The 22,701-nt window shown below is 63.8% G+C and carries 18 protein-coding genes and 2 pseudogenes; 14 read left to right on the forward strand and 6 right to left on the reverse strand.

Features of this window, described 5'->3' with window-relative positions; all coding sequences use genetic code 11:
* From GGR61_RS18835 to GGR61_RS18845, 3 genes and pseudogenes are all read right to left on the reverse strand, one after another.
* Positions 1 to 333 (reverse strand): annotated as a pseudogene (locus GGR61_RS18835) (IS481 family transposase); the annotation flags it as partial.
* A gap of 60 nt (positions 334 to 393) precedes the next feature.
* A pseudogene (locus tag GGR61_RS18840) lies at positions 394 to 1,053 on the reverse strand (IS3 family transposase); the annotation flags it as partial.
* 329 nt (positions 1,054 to 1,382) lie between these two features.
* The gene (locus GGR61_RS18845) at positions 1,383 to 2,294 is read right to left on the reverse strand and encodes a type II CAAX endopeptidase family protein (RefSeq protein ID WP_260288737.1); all 912 of its coding nucleotides are present in this window, start codon (positions 2,292 to 2,294) and stop codon (positions 1,383 to 1,385) included.
* A 329-nt stretch (positions 2,295 to 2,623) separates the two neighbouring features.
* On the opposite strand from GGR61_RS18845, the gene GGR61_RS18850 reads away from it, so the two are divergent.
* From GGR61_RS18850 to GGR61_RS18860, 3 genes are all read left to right on the forward strand, one after another.
* Positions 2,624 to 2,899, forward strand: a complete 276-nt coding sequence (locus GGR61_RS18850; protein ID WP_184623288.1) for a hypothetical protein — start codon at positions 2,624 to 2,626, stop codon at positions 2,897 to 2,899.
* Positions 2,896 to 3,168 (forward strand): hypothetical protein, encoded by a 273-nt coding sequence (locus tag GGR61_RS18855; RefSeq protein WP_184408486.1) that lies wholly within the window; start codon positions 2,896 to 2,898, stop codon positions 3,166 to 3,168. The genes GGR61_RS18850 and GGR61_RS18855 overlap by 4 nt, the downstream gene beginning before the upstream one ends.
* A 291-nt stretch (positions 3,169 to 3,459) precedes the next feature.
* Entirely contained in the window at positions 3,460 to 4,218 is a 759-nt protein-coding gene (locus tag GGR61_RS18860) for a hypothetical protein (protein ID WP_184623290.1), read from the forward strand.
* 175 nt (positions 4,219 to 4,393) lie between these two features.
* On the opposite strand, the gene GGR61_RS18865 is transcribed toward GGR61_RS18860, so the two are convergent.
* From GGR61_RS18865 to GGR61_RS18875, 3 genes are all read right to left on the reverse strand, one after another.
* A complete protein-coding gene (locus GGR61_RS18865) occupies positions 4,394 to 5,080 on the reverse strand; it encodes a thermonuclease family protein (protein WP_184623292.1) in 687 nt (228 codons plus the stop codon).
* Between the two features lie 300 nt (positions 5,081 to 5,380).
* A complete protein-coding gene (locus GGR61_RS18870; protein WP_184623294.1) occupies positions 5,381 to 6,691 on the reverse strand; it encodes a sorbosone dehydrogenase family protein in 1,311 nt (436 codons plus the stop codon).
* Positions 6,688 to 7,104, reverse strand: a complete 417-nt coding sequence (locus GGR61_RS18875) for a hypothetical protein (RefSeq protein WP_184623347.1) — start codon at positions 7,102 to 7,104, stop codon at positions 6,688 to 6,690. Before GGR61_RS18875 ends, GGR61_RS18870 begins: the two co-directional genes overlap by 4 nt.
* A gap of 226 nt (positions 7,105 to 7,330) precedes the next feature.
* On the opposite strand from GGR61_RS18875, the gene GGR61_RS18880 reads away from it, so the two are divergent.
* The 11 genes from GGR61_RS18880 (at position 7,331) to GGR61_RS18930 (ending at position 22,457) form a co-directional block, all read left to right on the forward strand.
* The gene (locus tag GGR61_RS18880) at positions 7,331 to 7,690 is read left to right on the forward strand and encodes a hypothetical protein (RefSeq protein WP_184623296.1); all 360 of its coding nucleotides are present in this window, start codon (positions 7,331 to 7,333) and stop codon (positions 7,688 to 7,690) included.
* A gap of 9 nt (positions 7,691 to 7,699) precedes the next feature.
* Positions 7,700 to 8,695, forward strand: coding sequence for an acyl-CoA dehydrogenase (locus GGR61_RS18885; protein ID WP_260288760.1), 996 nt, complete (start codon positions 7,700 to 7,702; stop codon positions 8,693 to 8,695).
* Positions 8,683 to 9,444, forward strand: coding sequence for a PIG-L deacetylase family protein (locus tag GGR61_RS18890; RefSeq protein WP_184623298.1), 762 nt, complete (start codon positions 8,683 to 8,685; stop codon positions 9,442 to 9,444). Before GGR61_RS18885 ends, GGR61_RS18890 begins: the two co-directional genes overlap by 13 nt.
* Positions 9,441 to 10,037, forward strand: coding sequence for a class I SAM-dependent methyltransferase (locus GGR61_RS18895; RefSeq protein WP_184623300.1), 597 nt, complete (start codon positions 9,441 to 9,443; stop codon positions 10,035 to 10,037). Before GGR61_RS18890 ends, GGR61_RS18895 begins: the two co-directional genes overlap by 4 nt.
* Positions 10,034 to 10,720 (forward strand): glycosyltransferase family A protein, encoded by a 687-nt coding sequence (locus tag GGR61_RS18900; protein ID WP_184623302.1) that lies wholly within the window; start codon positions 10,034 to 10,036, stop codon positions 10,718 to 10,720. Before GGR61_RS18895 ends, GGR61_RS18900 begins: the two co-directional genes overlap by 4 nt.
* A 1,109-nt stretch (positions 10,721 to 11,829) precedes the next feature.
* Complete coding sequence (locus GGR61_RS18905) at positions 11,830 to 14,577, forward strand: S8 family serine peptidase (RefSeq protein ID WP_184623304.1); 2,748 nt, start codon at positions 11,830 to 11,832, stop codon at positions 14,575 to 14,577.
* A 455-nt stretch (positions 14,578 to 15,032) separates the two neighbouring features.
* Positions 15,033 to 16,148: an efflux RND transporter periplasmic adaptor subunit gene (locus GGR61_RS18910; protein WP_184623306.1), complete on the forward strand. Its 1,116-nt coding sequence runs from the start codon at positions 15,033 to 15,035 to the stop codon at positions 16,146 to 16,148.
* Positions 16,141 to 19,233, forward strand: a complete 3,093-nt coding sequence (locus tag GGR61_RS18915; RefSeq protein ID WP_184623308.1) for a CusA/CzcA family heavy metal efflux RND transporter — start codon at positions 16,141 to 16,143, stop codon at positions 19,231 to 19,233. The genes GGR61_RS18910 and GGR61_RS18915 overlap by 8 nt, the downstream gene beginning before the upstream one ends.
* A complete protein-coding gene (locus GGR61_RS18920) occupies positions 19,230 to 20,708 on the forward strand; it encodes an efflux transporter outer membrane subunit (protein WP_184623310.1) in 1,479 nt (492 codons plus the stop codon). The genes GGR61_RS18915 and GGR61_RS18920 overlap by 4 nt, the downstream gene beginning before the upstream one ends.
* 118 nt (positions 20,709 to 20,826) lie before the next feature.
* Positions 20,827 to 21,849, forward strand: coding sequence for a HAMP domain-containing sensor histidine kinase (locus tag GGR61_RS18925; protein WP_184623349.1), 1,023 nt, complete (start codon positions 20,827 to 20,829; stop codon positions 21,847 to 21,849).
* On the forward strand, positions 21,846 to 22,457 hold the full coding sequence (locus GGR61_RS18930) for a response regulator transcription factor (protein ID WP_184408498.1): 612 nt from the start codon (positions 21,846 to 21,848) through the stop codon (positions 22,455 to 22,457). The genes GGR61_RS18925 and GGR61_RS18930 overlap by 4 nt, the downstream gene beginning before the upstream one ends.
* Positions 22,458 to 22,701: the final 244 nt, after the last annotated feature.

The raw sequence follows: 22,701 nt of genomic DNA on the forward strand, positions 1-22,701 counted from the left end.
GATGCCATGGCGCTGCAGACAGCGGTGCAACGAGGAGCGTGTCAGATGCGGGATGCTAGGCTGCAGTGCGTAGAGACAGTCGTCCAGCGGCAGCAAGGTGTGCTTGCGGAAAGCAATGATCGCCGCCTCATCCTCAACGGACAACACGGTGGAACACGGCTGCGTCGGCCCAGTTGGCAAATCGGCGACCGAGGTCCGCTTCTTCCACTTCGCCACTGTCTTTTGATTGATGCCGTAGCGCTTGGAAAGCGTTCTTAGGCTCTCTTGACTATGTTGTATCGCTCGACGGATCGCCTCTGTCGTGGTGGCGCTCCCGTGCAGAACCTGGCCCATAGTGCTTCCTTCCATTTGAGGGAAAATAATGCACCATCAAAACCTGGGATCAAACACCTAGGCCGTGTCCGGCTCCGTCACGTCGAACTGCCGGTCAAGCAGGTTGGCCGCCGCCTTGCACTGCATTCCTCCATGGAAGCGCGGTTTGCGACCATAGCCCACCTGGGCACGCAGTCCTCGGTGCGCATCCGCCGATGCACCCGATGGCGACTGCAACGCTCACCCAAATCGCGCAGATCCATGGTGATCTTGCGATGCCCATAGACACTGCCGCTGGACAGCCAGTGGTGCTTGATCAATCCCAGCAGGCGTTGGTCTTCCTTTGCGCGCTTACCGTCGGGCGAGCGTAACCAGGCGTAATAACCCGCCCGGTTGAGCCGCAACACCCGGCACATCGCACACACCCTGAATTCCCCGCAGTGGGCTTGCATGAAGGCGTACTTTGCCTTTACCCCTTGGCAAAGTACGCGGCGGCCTTTTTTAGGATGTCGCGCTCCTCGGTCACTCGACGCAACTCTGCCTTCAGCCGCCGAACCTCGGTGCTCTGGTTCACCTCGGCGCGCTGCACCACGCCAGGCTTGCCGAACGTGCGCAGCCAGGCGTAGAGGCTGTGCGTGGTGACACCCAGTCGCTCCGCGACTTCTGCCACCTTGAACCACGATTGGTCACTTGCCGGACCGCCTCGATCTTGAACTCATCCGTATACCGCTTGCTGCTTATGGACACCTCCGAATCTGCCATTTTCCATGGCTATGAGATGTCTAGGAAACCCTGGGCGTATCAGTCTGCAGCTTCGTAGCAACCTCCGTTTCGAGGGCGCCGCGCGCGATGAGTGGAGCGATCTGGCGCGTCCGCCGCAGACGCAAGGCCTTCTCGATTAGCGAGGGCCCGGCCGCGGGTCGGTCGATACCGAGAAGCCCCGTAGCGGAGCGTCGATCGGCCCACCGAGCGCTAGCAGACGCTCCATTGCTTGGTCGTCGCCGGTACGGCGCGAACCAGCATCCGATCGGCAAGGGCCCGGACGGGGCGATGCCGCCCGGGCAGTGGCGTTACCTGCTGGTCGGCGAGAAGTTCTGAGCTCCGCGCGTCTTTCGCCACTGGATCCACGCGATCGCGGCGACGAGGAAGACGCTGCACAGGTAACTGCCTTCCGGCCCTTGCGCGCCACCGGTCAGGGTGTCGAGGCCTTGCGGGCGCAGCGCCACCAGCAGCGCCGGCAAGTGCGCATCCATGCCGGTGACGGGCAGTTCGAAGCCGGTCGCGAGCAACCAGTTCCACCCCGCGTGCCAGCCCATCACGCCCCAGATATTGCCGGTCCGCAGCGCCCAGGCGCAGGCGAGAAGCGAGAACAGGAACGTGCCGAGCATGACCCGGGGCGGCTGGTGCGGACTGAAATGCAGGAAGCAGAAAACGAGCGACACCAGCAGCACTGCCACCGCGACATTGGTCTTGCGCGCCACCACCGACAGCATCCAGCCGCGGAAGATGACTTCCTCCACGCTCGCCTGGAACATGAAACTCAATAGCAGCAGACCGATGTGCAGCAGACTGACGGGCGACCGCCAGGCCTGCCCCAAGCCCGCCACCTGCATGCCGCCAGCCATCCAGATCGCGACTACGACCAGCGCGATCGTGCCGAATCCAACGGCCAGTCCGCGCAGGAAGGTTTTCAGCGGCGACGGACCGGTCAGCCCGATACTCGCCAGCGAGCGCCCTTCGACGAAGCGTACCCAGGCGAGCACGGCCGCCAGCGTCGGCGCGAAGCCGATCCACAGCAGCGCATACAAGCCAGCGAGGCCGATCGGATCGCCGCGCGGCGTCGACCAATGCTGCGACTGCATCCACCCGTCCAGCGCGATCACCGGTACCGCGTTGAACAGGATCATCAGGATCGGCGTCAGCCAGGCCCAGGGCAGCCAGCCGCGGGCCGGATCGGGCGAATACAGGGCAACGGGGGTCATGCGGGGCTCCAGGTCGACGTGATGGCCGCTGCAAGTTGCCATCCGCGCGGGGGCGTGGCGATCCGTTTGCGACCAAGCCACAGAAGCCGCCGATGAATCACCCGGATCGCCGACGAAATGGCGCTGAGTCGTCGCCCGTGGTGTCCGCTTTGGGTGGCGGTTTCATATGTTCGATGAAACACAGACAGCTGCCCAAGCAGCAGGAGTGTTGCGGATGAAGCGAAGGACAAGGATTCAGTACACCGACAGCCACAAGGCCCTGATGTGGGACCGCTGGCGGCAGGGCGAGTCGTTGCACCAGATTGCGAGGCTGCGACGTCCCCCCGATTTTGAGTAGCGCCTCAGTTTGGAGTCCAATTCCCTACCCGGAGGAGATTGGACGTGAAGAAGGCTTTTCCAAGGAACAGATCATTGGCTTCCTGCGCGAAGCCGAAGCCGGCGTTGCGATCACCAACGCTGGCAAGCGGTCGCATCCCCACGGAGCCTTAACTCGCCTGCCCTATCCTGTCGTCGCGCCGGATGAGGTAGCCAGCCCAGCCAGGGCCGTGTGGCAAACCGCATCGCCGGACACGACGGATATCGACATAGCAAAGGAGATTGTATGAAGAAGCTGCACGTTCTCATGGTCGCTGGATTGCTGGGCGCCAGCCCGTTGGCATTCGCAGAGGTTGGCCAGTTGACCAACAGCGCCGACGGTGCCAACCGCGATGCGGGTATCGCGGCGGTCAAGAAAAAATTGCAGGATGCCTGCACCGAACGTCAGGGCAAGCCGGATATGGAATCGTTCGAAGTGGTGTTCGAACGGACCAGCAAGAATCCGGATGTTCCCAAGCCCTACTATGTGGATGCAAAGCTTAAGTGCGATCTGCCGTAAATCCTGAGTTCGCCACGCGCAAGACCGCACAGGCATGAGCTAGACATGCGTCACGTTGCCTAAGACACGGCCTCGCTCCTGGCGGGGTTGTGTCTTTTTCTTCGATGTGCAGCGATCGCCGGCCAGGCGTCATTGAAGTGTGCTGCGCTGCTCTGCCTGCATCCCGGCAAATGAGTCTGTGCATTTCTCCCTCCCGACTTCTCGTCTCCGACGTGTTGCGGCAATGGCCTGCCCCACGCCTGACACACCCACGTGTGTTCTTGCGACGTCCAATGTTTCCATGAAAGGTGGATGGGATCCGACACCATGATTGGCGAACACGACCTTGGCCAGATGCTTTCCGTATTCGCCCTGAGCTATTCAGACGACCTGTTCGAGACGTCCTTCCTAAACATTCAAGAAAAACGCCTGTTCAGGAGCCAGTGTCGGTTAGCCCTGGATACGATTCCGGACGCCGTATTCCATCCCGACATTCATGCCTGGAGCGTCGACTGGACCGGTATCGCCCTGAGCTTTCGCAGTTCCTATTTTGAAGCGGCGCCGCAAGACGATGGGAATGCCCTGAGAGGGTGGATCAAGAACGGCTACAACGGGATCTACTCGCCTGATTTGCTGCCTCATCTTTGGGATAGCACGCTGCATTGGGCCAAACACGATCATGCGTGGGCAAAGCACCTTGATGCGGCGCGAGTAGAACGCACACAGGCATTTTTGTGGAAGCTGTCGCACGAGCGGCGATCTGACAAACATATTGCCATCCTTGAGGCAGTCCGGAATCACGACGACACACGCGTGGACGAGAGGATAAAAGAAAAAGTTCATCTCGATTTCCACGATGATTTTGTGGATCCGCTTTTGCTATTCACCTGCATGAGAGGTCAGTTTATCTTTCTGCAATGCCTGAAAGAACACTGCAGCGACAGCCAGCTGATGGAGACTCTGAATCTTCTTCCAGAAGCGTGGGTTAGGGCCGAAGGTTACAAATACAAGGATCACGATTACAACGGTGTAGCTGAACATGCCTCGATCGCAGGCTGGTTGGATGATTGATTTGGACGATTAAGACGTGGCGCAGCTGAGAGCAGACTTTTCGCTGATGAATTCAATGCCTTGGCTGTAAGATTCGGAGCGACAGGATGTCGATGTCGCGTGTATTGCCCACGGCCGAGCGCTGATTGCAGTGAGATCCCCCCGCGTTTTGGCACCCACTGGACCGTACGCTGCTTCAGCGTGCCGCACGTCGCCATCCCGCGTTGATCGCTTCCTGCGCGGAGCAGAAAAAGCGCTCGCCCTTCCTGGGAGAGATGCTGGTGCGGTTGTAATCACGCTGTCCCGGCACATGGAAGATCTTGCTGCCCGTGCTTGAGATATTGCCCTTGATGGCGCAGTTGCCAGGCGCGAGCGTTTGCACCTTGGCGCTAGCGCGAGCGGTAGGCTGGTTGCGCTTGCCGCGTCGATAGTCGACCGGCATCTGGAAGGCTCCTTGCCAGATATTGCGTTTTTGTCCTTGCGCGACGCGTTCGTCTGCAACGAACGCGGTGGCGTATTGGCGGTACGCCACCGCCCAGCCCGCGCTGACCATCCAGCCGTTGACCGACTGCCCTTGCACGAAGCATTCGGCAACGATGCGTCCATAGCGGTCGGTGTCCTTTGGTTGGCAGTGCACCGTCTTGTCCATTACATAGGCATCGAGTGCCGCAGCCGAACGACGACCGCATGGCCACGCGGTTCCATCGCGGGAGGTGCATTGCTGGGCGCTCTCCGGCGCATCGATGCCCCACAACCGAATACGCGTGTGCGCCAAGGTGATGGTGTCGCCATCGGTCACGGTGACCCGGCCGACAAGCGCTACTGCAGCAACGGGTGAAGCGAATAGCGCGATGCAAAGAAACAGCAAACATCTGGACAACATCAACAACAATTTCCCTGGGCGATCGGCAAAGCCAGGTCCGTCTGCGCTTGCCTTGTCTTCAGCTCGTCAGCCGATTGCGTTGCCAATGACATCCTGCGCATGACACCCACGCCAGATATGCAGCGCGGGGGACGCACTGTAGGCGAACGCGATGAAATTGCCTATCGCGCCAGTGCTCGTGCGCAGGAAGCACGCTGTATGCGTTCATGGCCGACGCACTAAGCAGTACACGCCAGCAGCCGTGCTGCAAACCTGCCCGACTCCTCAAGGAGCCGGGCAGGCAAGCGTCCATTGCAGCGCTTATTGCGGCGAAGCGGCCGCAGTCTCCGGTGTGACGCGCCAGATCGTGTTGGCCAGATCGTCGGCAACGATCAGCGCGCCGCGCGGGTCGACGCTGACGCCCACCGGACGGCCGCGGGTCAAACCATCGTCGCCGTAGAAGCCGGAAACGAAGTCGATCGGATCACCTGCCGGGCGTCCGTCGCGGAACGGCACGAACACCACCTTGTATCCAACCGGCGGGGCGCGGTTCCAGCTGCCGTGTTCGCCGACGAACACGCCATCGGCAAACGCTGCGCCCATCGCAGCGGATGAAAATGCGACGCCCAATGCGGCGACATGCGAGCCCAATGCATAATCGGGCACGAGCGCCGAGGCCACTTTTTGCGGATCCTGCGGCATCACGCGGGTGTCCACATTCTTGCCCCAGTAGCTATATGGCCAGCCATAGAATCCGCCTTCGCGCACCGACGTGAGGTAATCGGGAACCAGGTTCGGACCGATTTCGTCACGCTCGTTGACCACTGCCCACAATGTCCCGCTACCGGGCTGGATTGCCAACGCGGTGGGATTACGCAAGCCGGTGGCGTAGCTCTTGTGCGCGCCGCTTGCCGGATCCACCTGCCAGACTTGCGCGCGATCGACCTCGGCAATCATGCCGCGCTCGGTGATGTTGCTGTTGGAGCCGATGGCGACATAGAGATAGCGCCCATCGGCACTGGCGGTGAGGGCCTTGGTCCAGTGATGGTTGATGGCTGCCGGCAAATCGGTGACCTTGCTCGGCGCAGCGCTGGCTTTGGTCTGGCCGTCGCGATAGTCGAATCGCACCAGGGTATCTTGATTTGCGACGTAGAGTGCGTTGCCGATCAGTGCAAGCCCGTATGGCGCGTTGAGCTTGTCCGCGAATATGGTCTTGAGCTCGTAGGTGCCGTCGCCATCGGCATCGCGTAGCAGCGTCAGGCGGTTGCCGCTCTTGACCGAGGTGTTGCCCTTGGATTTGATCGCGCCGGCAATCACATCCTTGGGCTTGAGATTCGGCGCGCCACCGCCCCGCCCTTCGGCCACCAGGATGTCGCCATTTGGCAGCACCAGCGTCTGGCGTGGAATGCCTAAATTGGTGGCGATTGCCGAGATGCGATAGCCCGCAGGCACGGTGGGTTTACGCTCGCCCCACGCTGTGGGCTTGGCGATCGTCATGTCGGGCAATAAGCCCCGATCCGGCACGGGCAATTCCGGGCTTGCACCGTGTTGCTTGAGATCGGGCGCCTGCCCGCAGCCTGCAAGCGCGGTCGCAAGGATGGAGACGCTCAAGACGGAGATGGTGTGCTTCATCGTGCACCTCCCACGCGCAGCCCGGACAGGCCTGACCAGGTGGCCACCAGCGCAAATAGGGTTGCGATCGCGGAGAAGGCCAACGCTGCCGGCATAATGGCCCAGGCATCACGCGCATGATGCAGCGCGTCGAAGAAGCCAGCGATCCATGCCGCACCGAGTGCGATGAGGTAGATGACGTTGCGGCTGCCGCGAACCAAGCCAATGATTGCGCACAGCAGTGCGATGGTCGTCAGTACCATCGCACCGATCAGTAACCACGCCGCGAAATTGGCCCACTGGATCTGATGACTGCTCCAGTACGCGTAATCGCTCAGGAATGCACCAAGAAACAGCGGCCACACACCGCCGAGCACGGCTGCATGGAACGGATGGATGGCCCAGCATCGGGCAGGCATGGCGGTTGAATTCATAGCGGACTCATTTGGGGCGTTGTCGAAACATGGCCCGATGCTGCCAGCTGTCATGTGATGGGTACGGTGATGAGAGGATCTTTCCACCTGACGTGGAATCGGTGTGCCTTCATCGCCACCGCAAATATGCGCGGTATTGGCGACGGTGCGATAGGGTTCCACGCCAAGGGCTACCGCGCGCACCGGTTACACCAGTGGCAACGGCAGCGCTGCGCATATCCAGTCGTTGAAGGATCTGTTCGGCATCTTCCACAACTCCAGCACGCGTCCGGCACTGCCGACCGGCTTCGCTTATCTCGATGGCGTGGCCGCGTTCCGCAGCTCGGTGCAGAACACCGTGAGCACCTGCCTGCAGTCATCGGCAGCGATCACGACGACGCAAACCGGCGGGCAGCGATGCCCGCCGGTTTGCGTTTTTCTACGCCGTTCCCGCAATGTTTGCTGCGATCTGCCTGCCGCCCAAGCGAGCGCTGCAAACCCCGGATTGCGCAAGGCCTGCGCCGCGCCGCAGCCATCGCACGCACAAGCGCCGCGCCGCGGCAATTTCTCGCGCTGCATCACACTGTTTGCACTGCGCGCTGCTTAGTTTTTTGCGATGAGCGTATGTATTCCTTCGCACCATCCGGTGTCTGCCGAACCGGACACGTCGCCACGCAGCAACGGCCTCGACCATGCACTGACCGATCGCTGGCTTGCCTCGCATCCGTCCCTGCCCCTGCCAGGACGCGGACAAACACTCGAACGCTGGAAGGCCCTGGCCGCCATCGCCGCCGAAGACCTGTGCGTGGCGAAATTGCTGGAAGCCCATTACGACGCGCAAGCGATCTGCGCGGATCTGTCCGCCGACGTCATGGCGCCGGGACAACGCTGGGCGGTGTGGGCGGCGGAGCCTCCCGGCGTCGATCTAGGTTTCACCGGCAGCACGCTGGAAGGAACCAAGGCGTGGTGCTCGGGCGCCGCGTCGGTGACCCATGCGTTGGTAACCACCCAGCACGATGGCGCCAGTTGCCTGTTCGCCGTAGCGCTGGATCGACCGGGCATCCGCATCGATGCCAGCGGTTGGCAGGCGATCGGCATGGAAGACATCGAGACCGCGACCGTCACCTTCGCCGCCACACCCGCAACTCAGGTCGGAGCACCCGGCAGCTATCTGCAACGCCCCGGCTTCTGGCACGGCGGCGCGGGCATCGCGGCCTGCTGGTTCGGCGCGACCGCCGCTGTCGCCGAGCTGTTGCGTGCCGCGCCGCGCAGCGGCCGCGACCCGCATGCGGCGGCACACCTGGGCGCCATCGATGCCGGCCTGGCTGCTGCCGGCGCCTTGCTGCGCGAGCTGGCCCAGCACATCGATACGCATCCGGGTCGACCGCATCTGCGTGCGGTGCTGCAGGCGCGCAGCGTGGTCGAAACGCTGGCGCGCGACACCATCGACCGTGTCGCACGCGCACTCGGGCCAGGCCCGCTGTGCGGCAACCGCGCGCACGCACAGCGGTGTGCAGATCTGGCGGTGTTCATTCGACAGCATCATGCCGAGCGCGACCTGCAGGCACTGGGTGAGCTATGCCATGCGGAGGACCGCACATGGACCCTCTAATGGGACAGCAGATCCACGGCACGGGCACGCCAGAACAGGAGTGGCGACAGGCCTCCTGCCTGCAAGACATGCCGCGCGCCTCGCTCGCCCAGCTCATCCAGGACAGTGCGCGCCTGGTGGTTGTCGCGCCGCATCCCGACGACGAGGTGCTCGGCTGTGGTGGACTGATTGCCGCCGCGCAGGCTGCCGGCCTGCCGGTACGGATCGTTTCGCTGACCGACGGCGAATTGGCCTATCCCGACGCGCCTGGCTGGGCGCCGCGTCTGCTCGCTCCTGTCCGCCGCGGCGAATTGGAAGACGCCGTGGGCGAGCTCGGCCTGCCGGTGGCGTCGGTTGTGCATCTCGGACTGGGCGACGGCGCGCTGTCCTCCCTGCAGGATCGCATTGCCGATGCGCTTGGCACCTTGTTGCAGCCAGGCGACCTGGTGTTGGTGACCTGGCGACGCGACGGCCATCCCGACCACGAAGCGGCCGCCCGTGCGGCCGAGACGGCATGTAACCGGCACGCGGCAAGTCTGCTGCAGTATCCGGTCTGGGCCTGGCACTGGTCGCGCCCCGGCGACGGCGTCTTCGAGGACGCGCGCGCGTTGCGCTTCGACCTGTCGGCAGACATTGCCGATGCCAAGACGCGCGCCATCGCCCGGTTCGCCACGCAAACCGGCCAGTGCACGCCTGCTATCGCCAATCCCATCCTGCCGCCGCATGTGCTGGAACGTTTTGAACGCCGGTTTGAGGTCTTCTTCCGATGACCGCGCTGAACGTGGCGCATTTCGATGCGCTCTATGCCGATGAAGATCCGTTCGGCTATCGCTCCCGATGGTACGAGCAGCGCAAGCGCGACATCCTGCTTGGCGCCCTGCCCTATCGCATGTTTGAACATGGCTGGGAATTCGGTTGCTCCAATGGTGAACTGACCGCAGCACTGGGTGCGCGCTGCGCGGCATTGCTGGGCACCGATGTTTCGCAGCAGGCGGTCGAGCTGGCGCGCGTGCGCGTTGAGCAGATGCACAACGTGGTACTGCGGCAAGCGGCGCATCCGCTGCAATGGCCTGAGGGCAGCTTCGATCTGATCGTCTTCAGCGAAGTGGGCTACTACCTCGACGACCAAGCCTTTGAAAACACCATCTCGCGTTTTGCCCAGTCGCTTAGCGCGCGCGGTTGCCTGATCGCCTGCCATTGGCGACATGATTTTGAAGGTGCGCTGCGCAGCGCCGAGCAGATACACCACGCACTCGACAACGGATTGGCGTTGCCGACGCTATGTACCTACCAGGATGCCGATTTCCTCCTGCAGGCATGGATGGCGGGCCCTTCGATCGCCCAGCAAGAGCGCCTGCGATGATTGCGGTGACCATTCCGGCGCACAACGAGGCAGCGTTGATCGGACAATGCCTGCAATCCGTCCTGCTGGCAGCCAGACATCCGCAGTTGGGTGGAGAGCCGGTGGAAATCCATGTCGCGCTCGACCGTTGCACCGACATGACCGGCGCAATCGCGCGCGCACATGGGGTGATGACGCTCAAGACCAGCGGCGGCGTGGGCATGGCGCGCGGCGCAGCAGCGTCGGTGGCGATCGCACGCGGTGCGCGCTGGCTTGCCTTTACCGATGCCGACAGCTGCGTACCGCCGGACTGGCTGACGGCGCAGCTCGGTTGTGCGGCAGATGTGTTCTGCGGCGTTGTGGAGGTGACCGATTGGCACGACTTCCGGCCGGAAACGCAGCACGCCTTCCTGCAGAGCGAAATCCGCCAGGATGGGCATCCGCACGTCCATGGCGCCAACCTTGGCATGAGCGCTGCCGCCTATCTGGCCGCTGGCGGGTTCTCTGCGGTGACGTCGAGCGAAGATGTCGAACTTGTCAGCGCGCTGGAACGCGCCGGCATGCAGATCGCGCGCCTGGTCGCGCCCGTGGTGAACACCAGCGCCCGCCGCAACGCCCGCGCCACCGGCGGGTTCAGCGAATATCTGCTGCGCCTGGAAGCGCAGATGCTGGCGACCACGCCGGTGCCGATCGAGAATTCGTAACGGCGTTACGGTACCGCCTGCGGTTGTTGCTTATCTGTGCGGCGTCGCCGTGGTTCTGCACGGTGCTGCGGAACCGGCGCACTGCGGCTGTGTTGTCCCAGGGCACTGAAACAACCGCCGATATGCGCCGACAGCGTGTGCCACCGCTCTTGGCCTTGATCGACGGACGCAATCACGGCGTCTCGGCCGCTGCACCGCGTACGCACGCTGCTTGAGCCGGCGCGTTGTCCGGTCCGGCAGCAGCCATGCCCACGGATGTGTACGCCATTCCAGCAATCGGCCGCAGCGCCCTGCGTCTTGGTGGTGCATTTCAGCGCCCTATCTGTATTGAATAAGTTTCCGCTCAATTGCCTGTTGCGGTGACGTCAACCGTCGCGGTCCAGTCTTGCGCTTTGTTGAATATTCACAATCCGAATTGATTCCCAAGCCATGCACTCTGGGGAATCCTTGTAGGAAAAGCATTGAATTACGCACAATGGCTGACGCCGCTAACGACTGCCTAGTATAAATTCCGATTCAGTTATCGATAACCCGCAAGTATCGAGGCAGGCAATTCAAGCCATGTCTGAATAACATGCGAAGATCGAACGCTGTTACGGCAGAGTCCGTTAGAACCACTGACATACGCTTGAATCCGCTACAGCCCGTCAGAAAGTTTCCGACATCCTAGACGTGATTCCCTGATTACCTGCACTACACGTCGCATTTAGGATTGCCGCCCTCTGAGAAATGTGATGGTTTATTGTAGCGTTCGCTATCACGTTTCTATGCCGTAGAGATTGCTAGGCGGATTTTAATTGCGTTTGGCTATTGATTAAGTCGGAAGTGACTATCGATTGACTTTTTCTCTGAATTGCAACTGACCATTCAGATTTTAGAGTTATTGGCCAGCGCCGTTAAACAATCTCGTAAGCAGTCCGCAAACCACTCCGCAGGATTGCCAGGTTCACCGTAGCGCATCTCCTAAGGGAAGGAGGTGCCGGCAATAAAAAGTGAATAAGACGTGAAATTAAACGCCTCGCCTGCGAACTGCCGGCGCTGGAACCTCTTGCGCCAAATTCGAATATTCAGCTGTAGCGGCGCACCAAATGACTGGAACCGACCAACTTATGAATCGCTCGCTACTCGCAACGACCATCGCATCCTGCCTTGTCCTGACCGCTTGTGGCGGCGGTGGTGGTGGCAACGTCCGCAGTGACCCGCCGCAGAGCACGATGGTCGCACCCACCCCTACAGCGCCCACCACGCCGGGAACAACCGCCGATCCGCTGCCCAAAACGGCCCCGACGCCGACGCCAACCCCGGCGCCGGCTCGCTACCAGGGTGTTGGCAGCAACCTGCTGGTGCCGACCAATGCGGATCTGGCCCAGCAGGCCGGTGCGACCGGCAAGGGCGTGAAGCTGGCGGTGCTGGACGACAACCTGGTCACCAGTTACGCGCCGATCAGCGGCAAGGTCGATCGATTCACCGATTACACCGCCAGCCCCGGCACGCCGGAGTCGTCCTCCAACGCGTTGCGTGGCCACGGCACCGTCATCTCGGCACTGGTGCTGGGCACCGCGCAAGACGGTTTTGCCGGCGGTGTCGCGCCTGATGCAGACCTGTTCTATGCGCGCATCTGCGCCGAAAATTCCTGCGGCACCCAGCAGACCCGCAGCGCAGCGGTGGATCTGGCTGCAGCCGGCGTGCGCATCGCCAACCTGTCGATCGGTGCCTCGTATGCGGATGCGGCCAGCAGTGCGAACGCTGCACTGGCCTGGAAATACGCATTGAGCCCGTTGGTGCAGGCCGATGCGTTGATCGTGGCCTCCACCGGCAACGAAGGGGCGAGCGAAGCATCCTATCCGGCAGCCACGCCGGTGCAGGAAGCCAGCCTGCGCAACAACTGGCTGGCGGTGGGCGCGATCAACATCGACGCCGCCGGCAATGCCGCCGGGCTGACCAGCTACTCCAACCATTGCGGCGCTGCCGCGCAGTGGTGCCTGGTGGCGCCGGGCAGTTACACCGCGCCGGCCTTGGCCGGGACCGAGTTGCAGGGCCAGATCGCCGGCACCTCGTTCTCCACCGCCGCAGTGAGCGGTATCGCCGCGCAGGTGCTGGGCGTGTATCCGTGGATGAGCGCCTCCAACCTGCAGCAGACCTTGTTGACCACCGCCACCGACCTGGGCGATCCCGGCGTGGATGCGCTGTATGGCTTTGGTCTGGTCAATGCGGCCAAGGCGATCAAGGGTCCGGGCCAATTCGCCAGCAACTGGTCGGCGAACGTGAGCTCCGGCTACGACAGCACTTTCAGCAACGACATCGCCGGCGCGGGCAGCCTGACCAAGAACGGTGCCGGCAAGCTCACGCTGAGCGGCAACAACACCTATACCGGCGGCACCAGCATCAGCGACGGCGTGCTGGCGTTGTCCGGCAGCCTGCGCTCGGACGTGCTCGTGCTCAACTCGGCCACGTTCGAATCGCGCGGCGGTGTCATCAACGGTAATTACAGCCTGGTCAACACGACCGGCACCACCGCCCTCGAATTGGGCAAGGGTCTGACCGTCACCGGCCAGGCCAGCCTGAAGGGCAATCTGCTGTTGCTGCCGGAAGCGGCGGGCTACAGCGTCGGCAGCAGCGAAAAGATCGTCAAGGCCGGCGTCGTGCAAGGCACGTTCGATCGTGTGCAGTACGCCAACAATTTCTTCTGGACGGCCGCGCTGGCCTACGACCCGACCACGGTCACCGCCACGCTGACCCGCAATGCTTCCGCTGCCAGCGCGCAGGCGGCCGGTGCGCCGCAAGCGGTGGTCAACGGTGCCACGCAGGCCGATGCGCTGGTGAAGGTGCTGGATACGCGTGTGGCTTCCGGCGATACCGACAACCTGGGCGGTTTGATCAGCGCCACCGGTTCGCTGCTGGGCGCCACCGATGCACAGGTTGCCGCGTCGCTGCCGACCCTGGCCGGCCAGGTGCACGGGATCGAGCGCACGTTGGGCTTCCAGTCCGCGCTCAACGACGCCCGTGTGGCGGCCGACCGCCTGCCCTATCTTGCCGACACCACCACGTTGACGACGTGGATGCAGGGCAGCTACCTGGACGGTGATCTGAGCCGCAGCGGGTTTGCGTCGGCCGATTACACCCAGCAGGCGACCACCATCGGTGTGGACCTGCCGATGGGGAACGCCGGCACCATCGTCGGTGCGGCACTGAGCTCCGGCCAGGACCGCGCAACCATCGCGGCATCGGCCAGCCGCCTGCGGTCTGATCGCTATGCGATGACCGCATACCTGTATCAGCCGATCGGCCAGGCGTACGTGTCGGGCATCGGTTCGTACGGCATGAGCAACGTGGAAACCGAACGCAACGTGCAGGCCGGCAGCATTGGCGAGCGCTTGCAGGATCGTCGCCACGACACCAATTGGTCGTTGCGCGCCGAAGTCGGCCTGATGCCGCATGCGGGGCTGTCGCCGTTCGTGGCCGCAGGTGTGGTCAGCCAGACCCAGGATGCCTTCAGCGAGGCCTCGATCACCGGGCTGGGCTTGAGCGCCAACAGCGACACGCTGCGCGCCGGCTACGGCGAGGTGGGTGTGCGTGGCCATCTGGCGCGCGGCAAGTGGGGCCTGGACGGTTTGATCGCCTACCGCTCGCTGCTGGGCAACCCGAGCTCGGATTTCACCGCGTGGTTCACCGGCCTGCCGGAAGCGCGTTTCAACGTGGCCGGCGAGCCGGTGTCCAGGCAGTCGCTGCGTGCATCGGTCGGCGTGCGTTACCAGCTCAACGATGCCTTCTCCATCTACGGCAATGTGGGCGCCGAGCGCGGTCGTTCCGATGCCAACAGCACCAACGCCAATATCGGTGTGCGCTGGCAGTTCTGAGTGCGGGAGCGGGACACGTGTGAGCATGCACGCATGTTCCGCTAACCCTATGGCGTGTCAGCAGTGAACGAAAGGCCCCGGCATGTCCGGGGCCTTTTTGTTGGTCGTCGGTTGAGCGCGAACCTCGAGGCGAATGGTCCCGTTGCGGCCGCAGCGCCTGCCGCCATGCCGGAACACGGACGATACGAAGGTATATCCGGGCTATGTGCATGGACTGCCGAAAACAGCTGAAAACCCCTGGTTTTGCCGCATTGCTGCATGGCACCATGCACGCCATCGAGACGACTTGCAGGACGCACGGCAACGCAACGATGGTCGGCATTGTCGGTGGAATGCGCAGGCGTCGCACCCATTCGCGCTGATCGCCATACACCTCCGCGCGACGTTGCCGCACCGCTGCCGCAACGTCAGGGAGTCGTCGCACCGCTTTAGCCCATTCCCGTTCGAGTCACAGCATGTCGTCCATCTTCCTGCGTACCGCGCTGGCATCGGCCTGCGTCGGCAGCCTGCTGACTGGCTGCACTGCCACACCGCCGCCGCCCGCACCGCTTGCACTGCTGATCCACACCGGCAATCAGGTGATCGTGCCGGCGCACTCGCCGCTGCGCGCCAGCCTGCGCGTGCAGGCTGTGCGCAGCCAGACCATCGCACCGACACTGCAGATGCCGGCGGTGATCGACGCGCTGCCCGAACGGCTGATGCGGCTAGTGCCGCCGTTGGGCGGGCGTGTGGTCGAGCTTCCCAAAACGCTGGGCGACACCGTGCAGGTGGGCGATGTGCTGTGCGTGATCGACTCAGCCGAACTGGCCAATGCCTACAGCGATGCCGGCAAGGCGCGTGCGGCGCTGGATCAGGCGCGCCAGGAGTTGCTGCGGCAACAGGCACTGGATGCCGACAGGATTTCCGCGGCCAAGGATGTGCAAAGCGCGCAGCAAGCCTTCGACAGTGCACAAAACGAGGCACGTGCCGCCAGCGACCGGTTGGCGCAACTCGGCGTGCCGACGCAGGCCGCCTCGCATCGGCGCTACGCGCTGCGGGCACCGATCGCCGGCCGCGTCGTGGAGATGAGCGCATCGCTGGGCGGGTTCTGGAACGACACCGCGGCCCCGCTGATGACGGTGGCCGACATTTCGCGCGTGTGGCTGACCGCCAGCGTGCCGGAGCACGAGGTCGGCCAGGTCTTTGAAGGCCAACCGGTCAGCGCGACGCTGGATGCGTACCCGGGCAAGCGCTTCGTTGGCCAGGTGCAACATGTGGACGATCTGCTGGATACCGGCAGCCGCACGCTCAAGGTGCGGGTGGCATTGAAGAACCAAGACGGGCTGCTCAAACCGGGCATGTTTGCGCGCGCCGACTTTCAATCGCATCCGCAGCCGGCATTGGTGGTGCCGGATACCGCCCTGCTGCAGATCGGCTTGTATACACGGGTGTTTGTCGAAACCGCGCCGTTTGTTTATGTCTCGCGCATCGTATCGACCGGACGCACGTTGGGCGGGCAGACCGAACTCCTGTCCGGGGTGAGTGCGGGCGAGCGCGTGGTGGTCAAGGACGGGGCGCTGCTCAATGATTGAGTCGATGATCACCAACTGTTTTCATCGGCGCGGCATCGTCTGGCTGGTCTTTGCGCTGGTGGCCCTGTATGGCACCTGGAGCTGGATGCAGCTGCCGGTGGAGGCGTATCCGGATATCGCCGATGTGACCTCGCAGGTCGTCACCCAGGTGCCGGGCCTGGGTGCGGAAGAAGTAGAACAACAGATCACCGTTCCGCTGGAACGCGCCTTGATGGGCACACCCGGCTTGCACGTGGTGCGCTCGCGCAGCCTGTTCGCCTTATCGCTGATCACCCTGGTCTTCGACGACGGAACCGATGGGTATTTCGCACGCCAGCGCGTGCTCGAACGCATTCAGGGCGTCACCCTGCCCTATGGCGCAGTTCCCGGACTGGATCCGTATACCTCGCCGACCGGCGAGATCTACCGCTATACGCTGGAATCGAAAACGCGCAGTCTGCGCGAGTTATCCGACCTGCAGTTCTGGACGGTGATTCCGCGCCTGCAAAAGGTGCAAGGCGTGGCCGATGTCACAAACTTCGGCGGGCTCACCACGCAGTTCACCGTGGCGGTGGAGCCGGATCGTCTGACCCGGTATGGCGTGTCGCTGCAGCAGGTCAAGACCGCGATCACCAGCAACAATTCCGATGGCGGCGGCAGCGTGATGGACCGCGGCGAGCAGAGCTATGTGATTCGCGGCGTCGGCCTGCTGCACTCGTTGCAGGACATCGGCAATGTGGTGGTGAGCAGCAACAATGGCGTGCCGGTGCTGGTCAAGGATCTGGGCCAGGTGCGTTACGACAACGTGGAGCGACGCGGAATCCTGGGCAAGGACGCCAACCCCGACACCATCGAAGGCATCGCGCTGCTGCTCAAGGACAGCAACCCGTCGATCGCCCTGAACGGCATCCACGCTGCCGTGGACGAGCTCAATGGCAGTCTGTTGCCCAAGGACGTCAGGCTGGTGCCGTACCTGGATCGCACCGGGTTGATCGATGCCACCCTGCACACGGTAAGCGCGACACTGACCGAAGGCATGTTGCTGGTATGCGTGGTACTGCTGCTGTTCCTGGGCAGCCCGCGTGCGGCGGCGATCGTGTCGTTGACGATTCCGCTATCGCTGTTGATCGCCTTCATCTTCATGCACCACCTGAAGATCCCGGCCAATCTGCTGTCGCTGGGGGCGATCGATTTCGGCATTCTGGTCGATGGTGCGGTGGTGCTGGTGGAAAACGTCCTGCGCCTGCGCGAGCAGCACAGTGAGCGTGCGTTGACGGCGTTCGATGCGATCGAAGCCACCTTGCAGGTGGCGCGTCCGATCACCTTCGGCATGGCTGTGATCGGTTGTGCCTATCTGCCGCTGCTGGCGTTCGAGCGGATCGAGTACAAGCTGTTCTCGCCGATGGCCTACGCCGTGGGCGCCGCCCTGATCGGCGCACTGGTGGTGGCGTTGACGTTGATTCCGGCATTGGCGTGGCTGGCATTCCGCAAACCGCGCAAGATGTTTCACAACCGCGTGCTGGAAGTGGTAGGCCATCGCTATCGCGGCTTGCTGGAGCACACGGTCGGCCGGCGCCCGTGGCTGCTGGTAACCGCTGCGGTTGCCTTGAGCGTGCTTGCAGTGCTGGGCAGCACCATCGGCCGCGATTTCCTGCCCTATATCGACGAAGGCTCGCTGTGGCTGCAGGTGCAGATGCCACCGGGCATCACCTTGGACAAGGCCGCGACGATGGCCAATGCCTTGCGCAAGGCCACGCTGGAATTTCCCGAAGTGGCGTACGTGGTGACCCAGACCGGGCGCAACGACGATGGCACCGATTACTGGACGCCGTCGCATATCGAAGCCAGCGTGGGACTGCGGCCGTATCACCAATGGCCAACGGGGATGAACAAGCAGGCGCTGATCGCTGCATTGGGCAAGCGCTATGCACAGATGCCCGGCTACACGGTCAGCATGATGCAACCGATGATCGATGGGGTGCAGGACAAGTTGTCGGGGGCGCACAGCGATCTCACCGTCAAGGTGTTCGGCGACGATCTGCAGCAGGTCCGCGGTGTTGCCGAACAGGTCGCGGCCACGCTGAAACACGTGCCGGGTGCGGTGGACATCGCCGTGGATGTGGAGCCGCCGTTGCCGAATCTGCGGGTGCGCTTCGACCGTGCGGCGGCTGCGCGCTATGGCATCAATGCGGCAGATGTCTCCGACCTGATCTCCACCGGCATCGGAGGCAGCCCGATCGGGCAACTGTATCTGGGCGAAAAAAGCTACGACCTCACAGTGCGGTTCCCTGCGCGTTACCGCAACGATCCGCAAGCGATCGGTGGGTTGCGCCTGCGCACATCCAGCGGTGCGGAAGTGCCGTTGTCGGCGGTGGCCAGCATCGAGACCACCAGCGGCCAGAGCGTGATCGTGCGCGAGATGGGCAGGCGCAACATCATCGTGCGTTTGAACGTGCGTGGCCGCGACCTGTCCAGTTTCCTCGACGATGCGCAGGCCACCCTCGCCCGCCGGGTGCATGTCGACCCGCAACATCTGCAATTGGTGTGGGGTGGGCAGTTCGAGAACCTGCAGCGTGCGCAGGCACGTTTGATGGTGGTGCTGCCGACCACGTTGTGCATCATGTTCGTGTTGCTGTTCGGAGCATTCGGCAATCTGCGCCAACCATCGCTGGTGCTGGCGGCGGTCCCGTTGGCGATGATCGGTGGGCTGGCCGCGCTGCAGTTGCGCGGGATGACGCTCAACGTTTCCAGCGCCGTCGGGTTCATTGCGCTGTTCGGGGTGGCGGTACTGAACGCGGTGCTGATGCTGGCGCAGATCAATCGGCTGCGCGAGCACGCCGGCATGCCGCTACGCGAGGCGGTGGTGGCCGGTGCAGTCAGCCGTATGCGTCCGGTGTTGATGACCGCAACGGTGGCGGCACTGGGGCTGACGCCGGCCATGCTGGCCACCGGCCTGGGCAGCGATGTGCAGCGTCCGTTGGCCACGGTGGTGGTCGGCGGTCTTGTCACCGCGACGGTGCTCACCCTGGTCCTGTTGCCTTCGTTGTACTACTTGATGGAAACCTTCGTCGCCTCGCGTCAGCCCCGCCGGGAGCAGATTGCATGAGCCGGTTTTGCAGCTTGCGCATTGCAATCTCGATGGCCGCTGCCGTGTCGGTTGGCGGCTGCGCGGTGGGCCCGGACTTTCATCGCCCCGCTCCACCCGACACCGATCGCTACACGCCTGCCGCAATGCCGGCCCGTACCGCAGCGGCCGATGTGGCAGGCGGCGCAGTGCAGCAGTTCGTGCCCGGACAGGACGTCCCGGCGGCGTGGTGGCGCGCCTTCGGCTCGCCGCAACTCGATGCATTGGTGGATCAGGCGCTGCAGGCCAACCCCGATCTGCAGGCCGCCGATGCCGCGCTGCGGCAGGCGCAACAGAGTCTGGCTGCGCAACGTGGCGTGCTGTCCCCGCAGGCCGATCTGCAGGTGGATGCCAGCCGTCAACGCGATTCCGCTGTGCCCACGCCGGAAACCGGCGACAACACACCGTATGCGCTGCGCACCGCACAACTCAACGTGCGCTACACGCTGGATGTGTTCGGCGGCACGCGGCGGCAACTGGAAGCGGCCGGTGCACAAGTGCAGGCGCAGCGCTATCAGCGCGATGCGGCGTATCTGAGTCTGACCGCGAACGTGGTCAACGCCGCCATCCAGGACGCTGCCCTGCGCGCGCAACTGGATGCCGCACATGCGCAGGTCGCCATCGCCGAACGGCTCTGCGCCATCACCGAACGCCAACAGGCGCTGGGCGCCGTCGGCCTGGCGCAGGTGCTCGCGCAACGCAGTGCGCTTGCTCAGGCGCGGACGATTGTGCCTGCGCTGGAAAAACAGCTTGAGCAGCAGCGCAACCTGCTCGCCATCCTGGTCGGTCGCTTGCCGAGCGAAGGCGCCGGCGCGGCGTTTACGCTGGACACGCTGCATCTGCCTGCGCAACTGCCGCTGTCGCTGCCCTCGCAACTGGTCGATCGACGCCCGGACCTGCGTGCGGCCGAAGCGCAGTTGCATGCGGCCAGCGCACTGGTCGGCGTGGCGGTGGCCGCACGCTTGCCGGCGATCACCTTGAGTGCGGCGACCGGTGGCTCGGCAGCGACATTCGGCCGGTTGTTTGCCGCCGGCAATACGCAGTGGTCGGTGGCCGCTAGCCTGTTGCAGCCAGTGTTCCATGGCGGTGCGTTGGCGCATCAGCAACATGCCGCCGAGGCTGCCTACGATCAGTCGATGGCGCAATACCGCAGCGTGGTGCTGGGTGCGTTCGGCGACGTCGCCAATGCGCTGGCGGCCTTGCAGAGCGATGCGCAGGCAGTGCGCGCCACCGCCGATGCGCAAACGCTGGCCGAACGTAGCCTGGCAGCGGTGCAGCGTCAGCAGGCCGTGGGCGCGGTCGGCATGGCCGACCTGCTGCAGGCGCAGCAGGCTTATCGGACGGCGCAGGCCAGCACGATCCAGGCGCAGGCGGCACGGTATGCCGACACCGTGGCGCTGTATCAGGCGCTGGGTGGCGGCGCCTGGTGGTCGCCGGCTGCCGCAGCCGCTCCGTGAACCGAACCCGACGTGCAGCGGGCGTTGTGGAACGCTGCAACCGGCAGCTGAGACAATCGCCCGCATGCGCCTGACCTCCCTGTTCCGTTCGCCGCCCACCCGCACCGACCTGCTCGGCATGGCCGGGCTGGCGGCCGGCATGGCGGCGATCTTCGTCGCCGATACGATCACCGACTATGCGGTGGCCGCAGCGTTGTTCTACACCCTAGTGGTGTTGCTGTCGGTGCGCTTGCTGACGCGTCCCGGTGTTGTGGCGCTGGCGGCCACCTGCCTTGCGCTGATCGTGCTCAGTTTCCATCTCACCCCGGCCGGCAGCTACCGCGTGGGCGTGATCAACTCCTGCATCAGCGCGGTGGTGGTGGCCGTGACCACCTATCTTGCGGTGCAGATGGAAGCGGCAAAAGCCAGCGCACACGCCGCGCAGGCACGGCTGTTGCGATTGACCCGCAGCGGCAGCATGGGCGGGCTCGCCGCGTCGATTGCACACGAGGTCAATCAGCCGCTGGCCGCGATCGTGACCAGCGGCAACGCCTGTCAACGCTGGCTGGCGCAGCAACCGCCGAACCTGGCCAAGGCCGATGCCGCAGTCGAACGCATGCTTGCCGACGCCGGCCGTGCCAGCGCGATCATCGCGCGCATGCGCGCCCTGGCCCGCGGCGAGGCTAGCCAGCGCCAGCCAATGGAGTTGAATCGCACGCTGCTGGACATGATTGCGCTCACCCGTGGCGAAACCGAACGCAATGGCATTGCGCTGTCGCTGGAGCTCGACCCCACCCTGCCCGCCGTGCTTGCCGATCGCGTGCAGATCCAGCAGGTGATCGGCAATGTGCTGCTCAACGCAGTGGAGGCACTGGCGACCATGCCCGACGAAACGCGCAGCATCCATGTGCGCTCGCATATCGACGGTGCATGGGCATGTCTGCGCATCGAGGACTCCGGCCCCGGCTTGTCGGACGAGGCACTGGCGCATGTCTTCGATGCGTTCTGGAGCACCAAGGACGATGGCATGGGCATCGGCCTGAGCATCAGCCGCACCATCATGGAGGCCAATGGCGGGCAGATCTGGGCCGAGCCGGCCGGCGCGCGCGGCGCGCGCTTCGGCCTGCGGCTGCCGCTGGTCAACACGGAGCACAACGCATGAGCGAGCTTGCACCCATCGTCTATCTCATCGACGACGATGCCTCGATGCGCGCCGCGCTGGAGGATCTGTTCGCCTCGGTCGGACTGCAAGTCAGCGCGTTCGGTTCTACCGATCAGTTTCTTGCCCATCCTCTGCCAGACGCACCGGCCTGCCTGGTGCTGGATATCCGCATGCCCGGCCAGAGCGGCATGGAGTTCCATCGACGCATGGTCGATTCGGGTTTTACCTTGCCGACCATCTTCATCACCGGGCACGGCGACATCGCCATGGGCGTGGAAGCGATGAAGAACGGCGCGATCGAATTCCTGACCAAGCCGTTCCGCGACCAGGCCTTGCTGGACGCGATCCAGGACGGCATTCGCCGCGACCGCGCACGGCGCCAGAGCCAGGCCGTTGCAGCGGAACTGCGTGCGCGGTGGGATGCCTTGAGCGCCGGCGAACAGGACGTCACCCGGCTGGTGGTGCAAGGCCTGTTGAACAAGCAGGTGGCCGCGCGCCTGAACCTGAGCGAGATTACCGTGAAGGTGCGACGCGGCCAGGCCATGCGCAAGATGCAGGCCGGTTCGCTGGCCGAGCTGGTGCGTCTGGCAGAGCGGATCGGGCTGTAAGGCGATGAGGCGTCGCGGTCGTGATGGCGATGCCTGCGTTGCATCGCCGCTGGCTGCCACGTGCAGCAGGTGTGGATGCGAGCAGGCAAAGCCACGCGCCGCGGTGTGAGGGTCACTTCGGCAGCGATGCAATCCGCAACCAGCGCAGACCGCGCGATACGTGCTTCTCGTTGCACGCCATCACTGCAGTCAACCTACTCACGCAGCGATGCGTAAATCGCTCTGCGAGCGCACAGGAAAAAGA

It is taken from the genome of Xanthomonas sp. 3058 (genome assembly GCF_014199765.1).
Taxonomy (GTDB): Bacteria; Pseudomonadota; Gammaproteobacteria; order Xanthomonadales; family Xanthomonadaceae; genus Xanthomonas; species Xanthomonas campestris_B.

What these genes read in the sequence shown, in the direction of transcription:
- GGR61_RS18865 (WP_184623292.1), bottom strand. Translation starts at nt 5,080, where the DNA reads ATGTTGTCCAGATGTTTGCTGTTTCTTTGCATCGCGCTATTCGCTTCA.
- GGR61_RS18900 (WP_184623302.1), top strand. Translation starts at nt 10,034, where the DNA reads ATGATTGCGGTGACCATTCCGGCGCACAACGAGGCAGCGTTGATCGGA.
- GGR61_RS18855 (WP_184408486.1), top strand. Translation starts at nt 2,896, where the DNA reads ATGAAGAAGCTGCACGTTCTCATGGTCGCTGGATTGCTGGGCGCCAGC.
- GGR61_RS18930 (WP_184408498.1), top strand. Translation starts at nt 21,846, where the DNA reads ATGAGCGAGCTTGCACCCATCGTCTATCTCATCGACGACGATGCCTCG.
- GGR61_RS18860 (WP_184623290.1), top strand. Translation starts at nt 3,460, where the DNA reads ATGGGATCCGACACCATGATTGGCGAACACGACCTTGGCCAGATGCTT.
- GGR61_RS18920 (WP_184623310.1), top strand. Translation starts at nt 19,230, where the DNA reads ATGAGCCGGTTTTGCAGCTTGCGCATTGCAATCTCGATGGCCGCTGCC.
- GGR61_RS18905 (WP_184623304.1), top strand. Translation starts at nt 11,830, where the DNA reads ATGAATCGCTCGCTACTCGCAACGACCATCGCATCCTGCCTTGTCCTG.
- GGR61_RS18885 (WP_260288760.1), top strand. Translation starts at nt 7,700, where the DNA reads ATGAGCGTATGTATTCCTTCGCACCATCCGGTGTCTGCCGAACCGGAC.
- GGR61_RS18875 (WP_184623347.1), bottom strand. Translation starts at nt 7,104, where the DNA reads ATGAATTCAACCGCCATGCCTGCCCGATGCTGGGCCATCCATCCGTTC.
- GGR61_RS18870 (WP_184623294.1), bottom strand. Translation starts at nt 6,691, where the DNA reads ATGAAGCACACCATCTCCGTCTTGAGCGTCTCCATCCTTGCGACCGCG.
- GGR61_RS18910 (WP_184623306.1), top strand. Translation starts at nt 15,033, where the DNA reads ATGTCGTCCATCTTCCTGCGTACCGCGCTGGCATCGGCCTGCGTCGGC.
- GGR61_RS18845 (WP_260288737.1), bottom strand. Translation starts at nt 2,294, where the DNA reads ATGACCCCCGTTGCCCTGTATTCGCCCGATCCGGCCCGCGGCTGGCTG.
- GGR61_RS18895 (WP_184623300.1), top strand. Translation starts at nt 9,441, where the DNA reads ATGACCGCGCTGAACGTGGCGCATTTCGATGCGCTCTATGCCGATGAA.
- GGR61_RS18925 (WP_184623349.1), top strand. Translation starts at nt 20,827, where the DNA reads ATGGCCGGGCTGGCGGCCGGCATGGCGGCGATCTTCGTCGCCGATACG.
- GGR61_RS18890 (WP_184623298.1), top strand. Translation starts at nt 8,683, where the DNA reads ATGGACCCTCTAATGGGACAGCAGATCCACGGCACGGGCACGCCAGAA.
- GGR61_RS18915 (WP_184623308.1), top strand. Translation starts at nt 16,141, where the DNA reads ATGATTGAGTCGATGATCACCAACTGTTTTCATCGGCGCGGCATCGTC.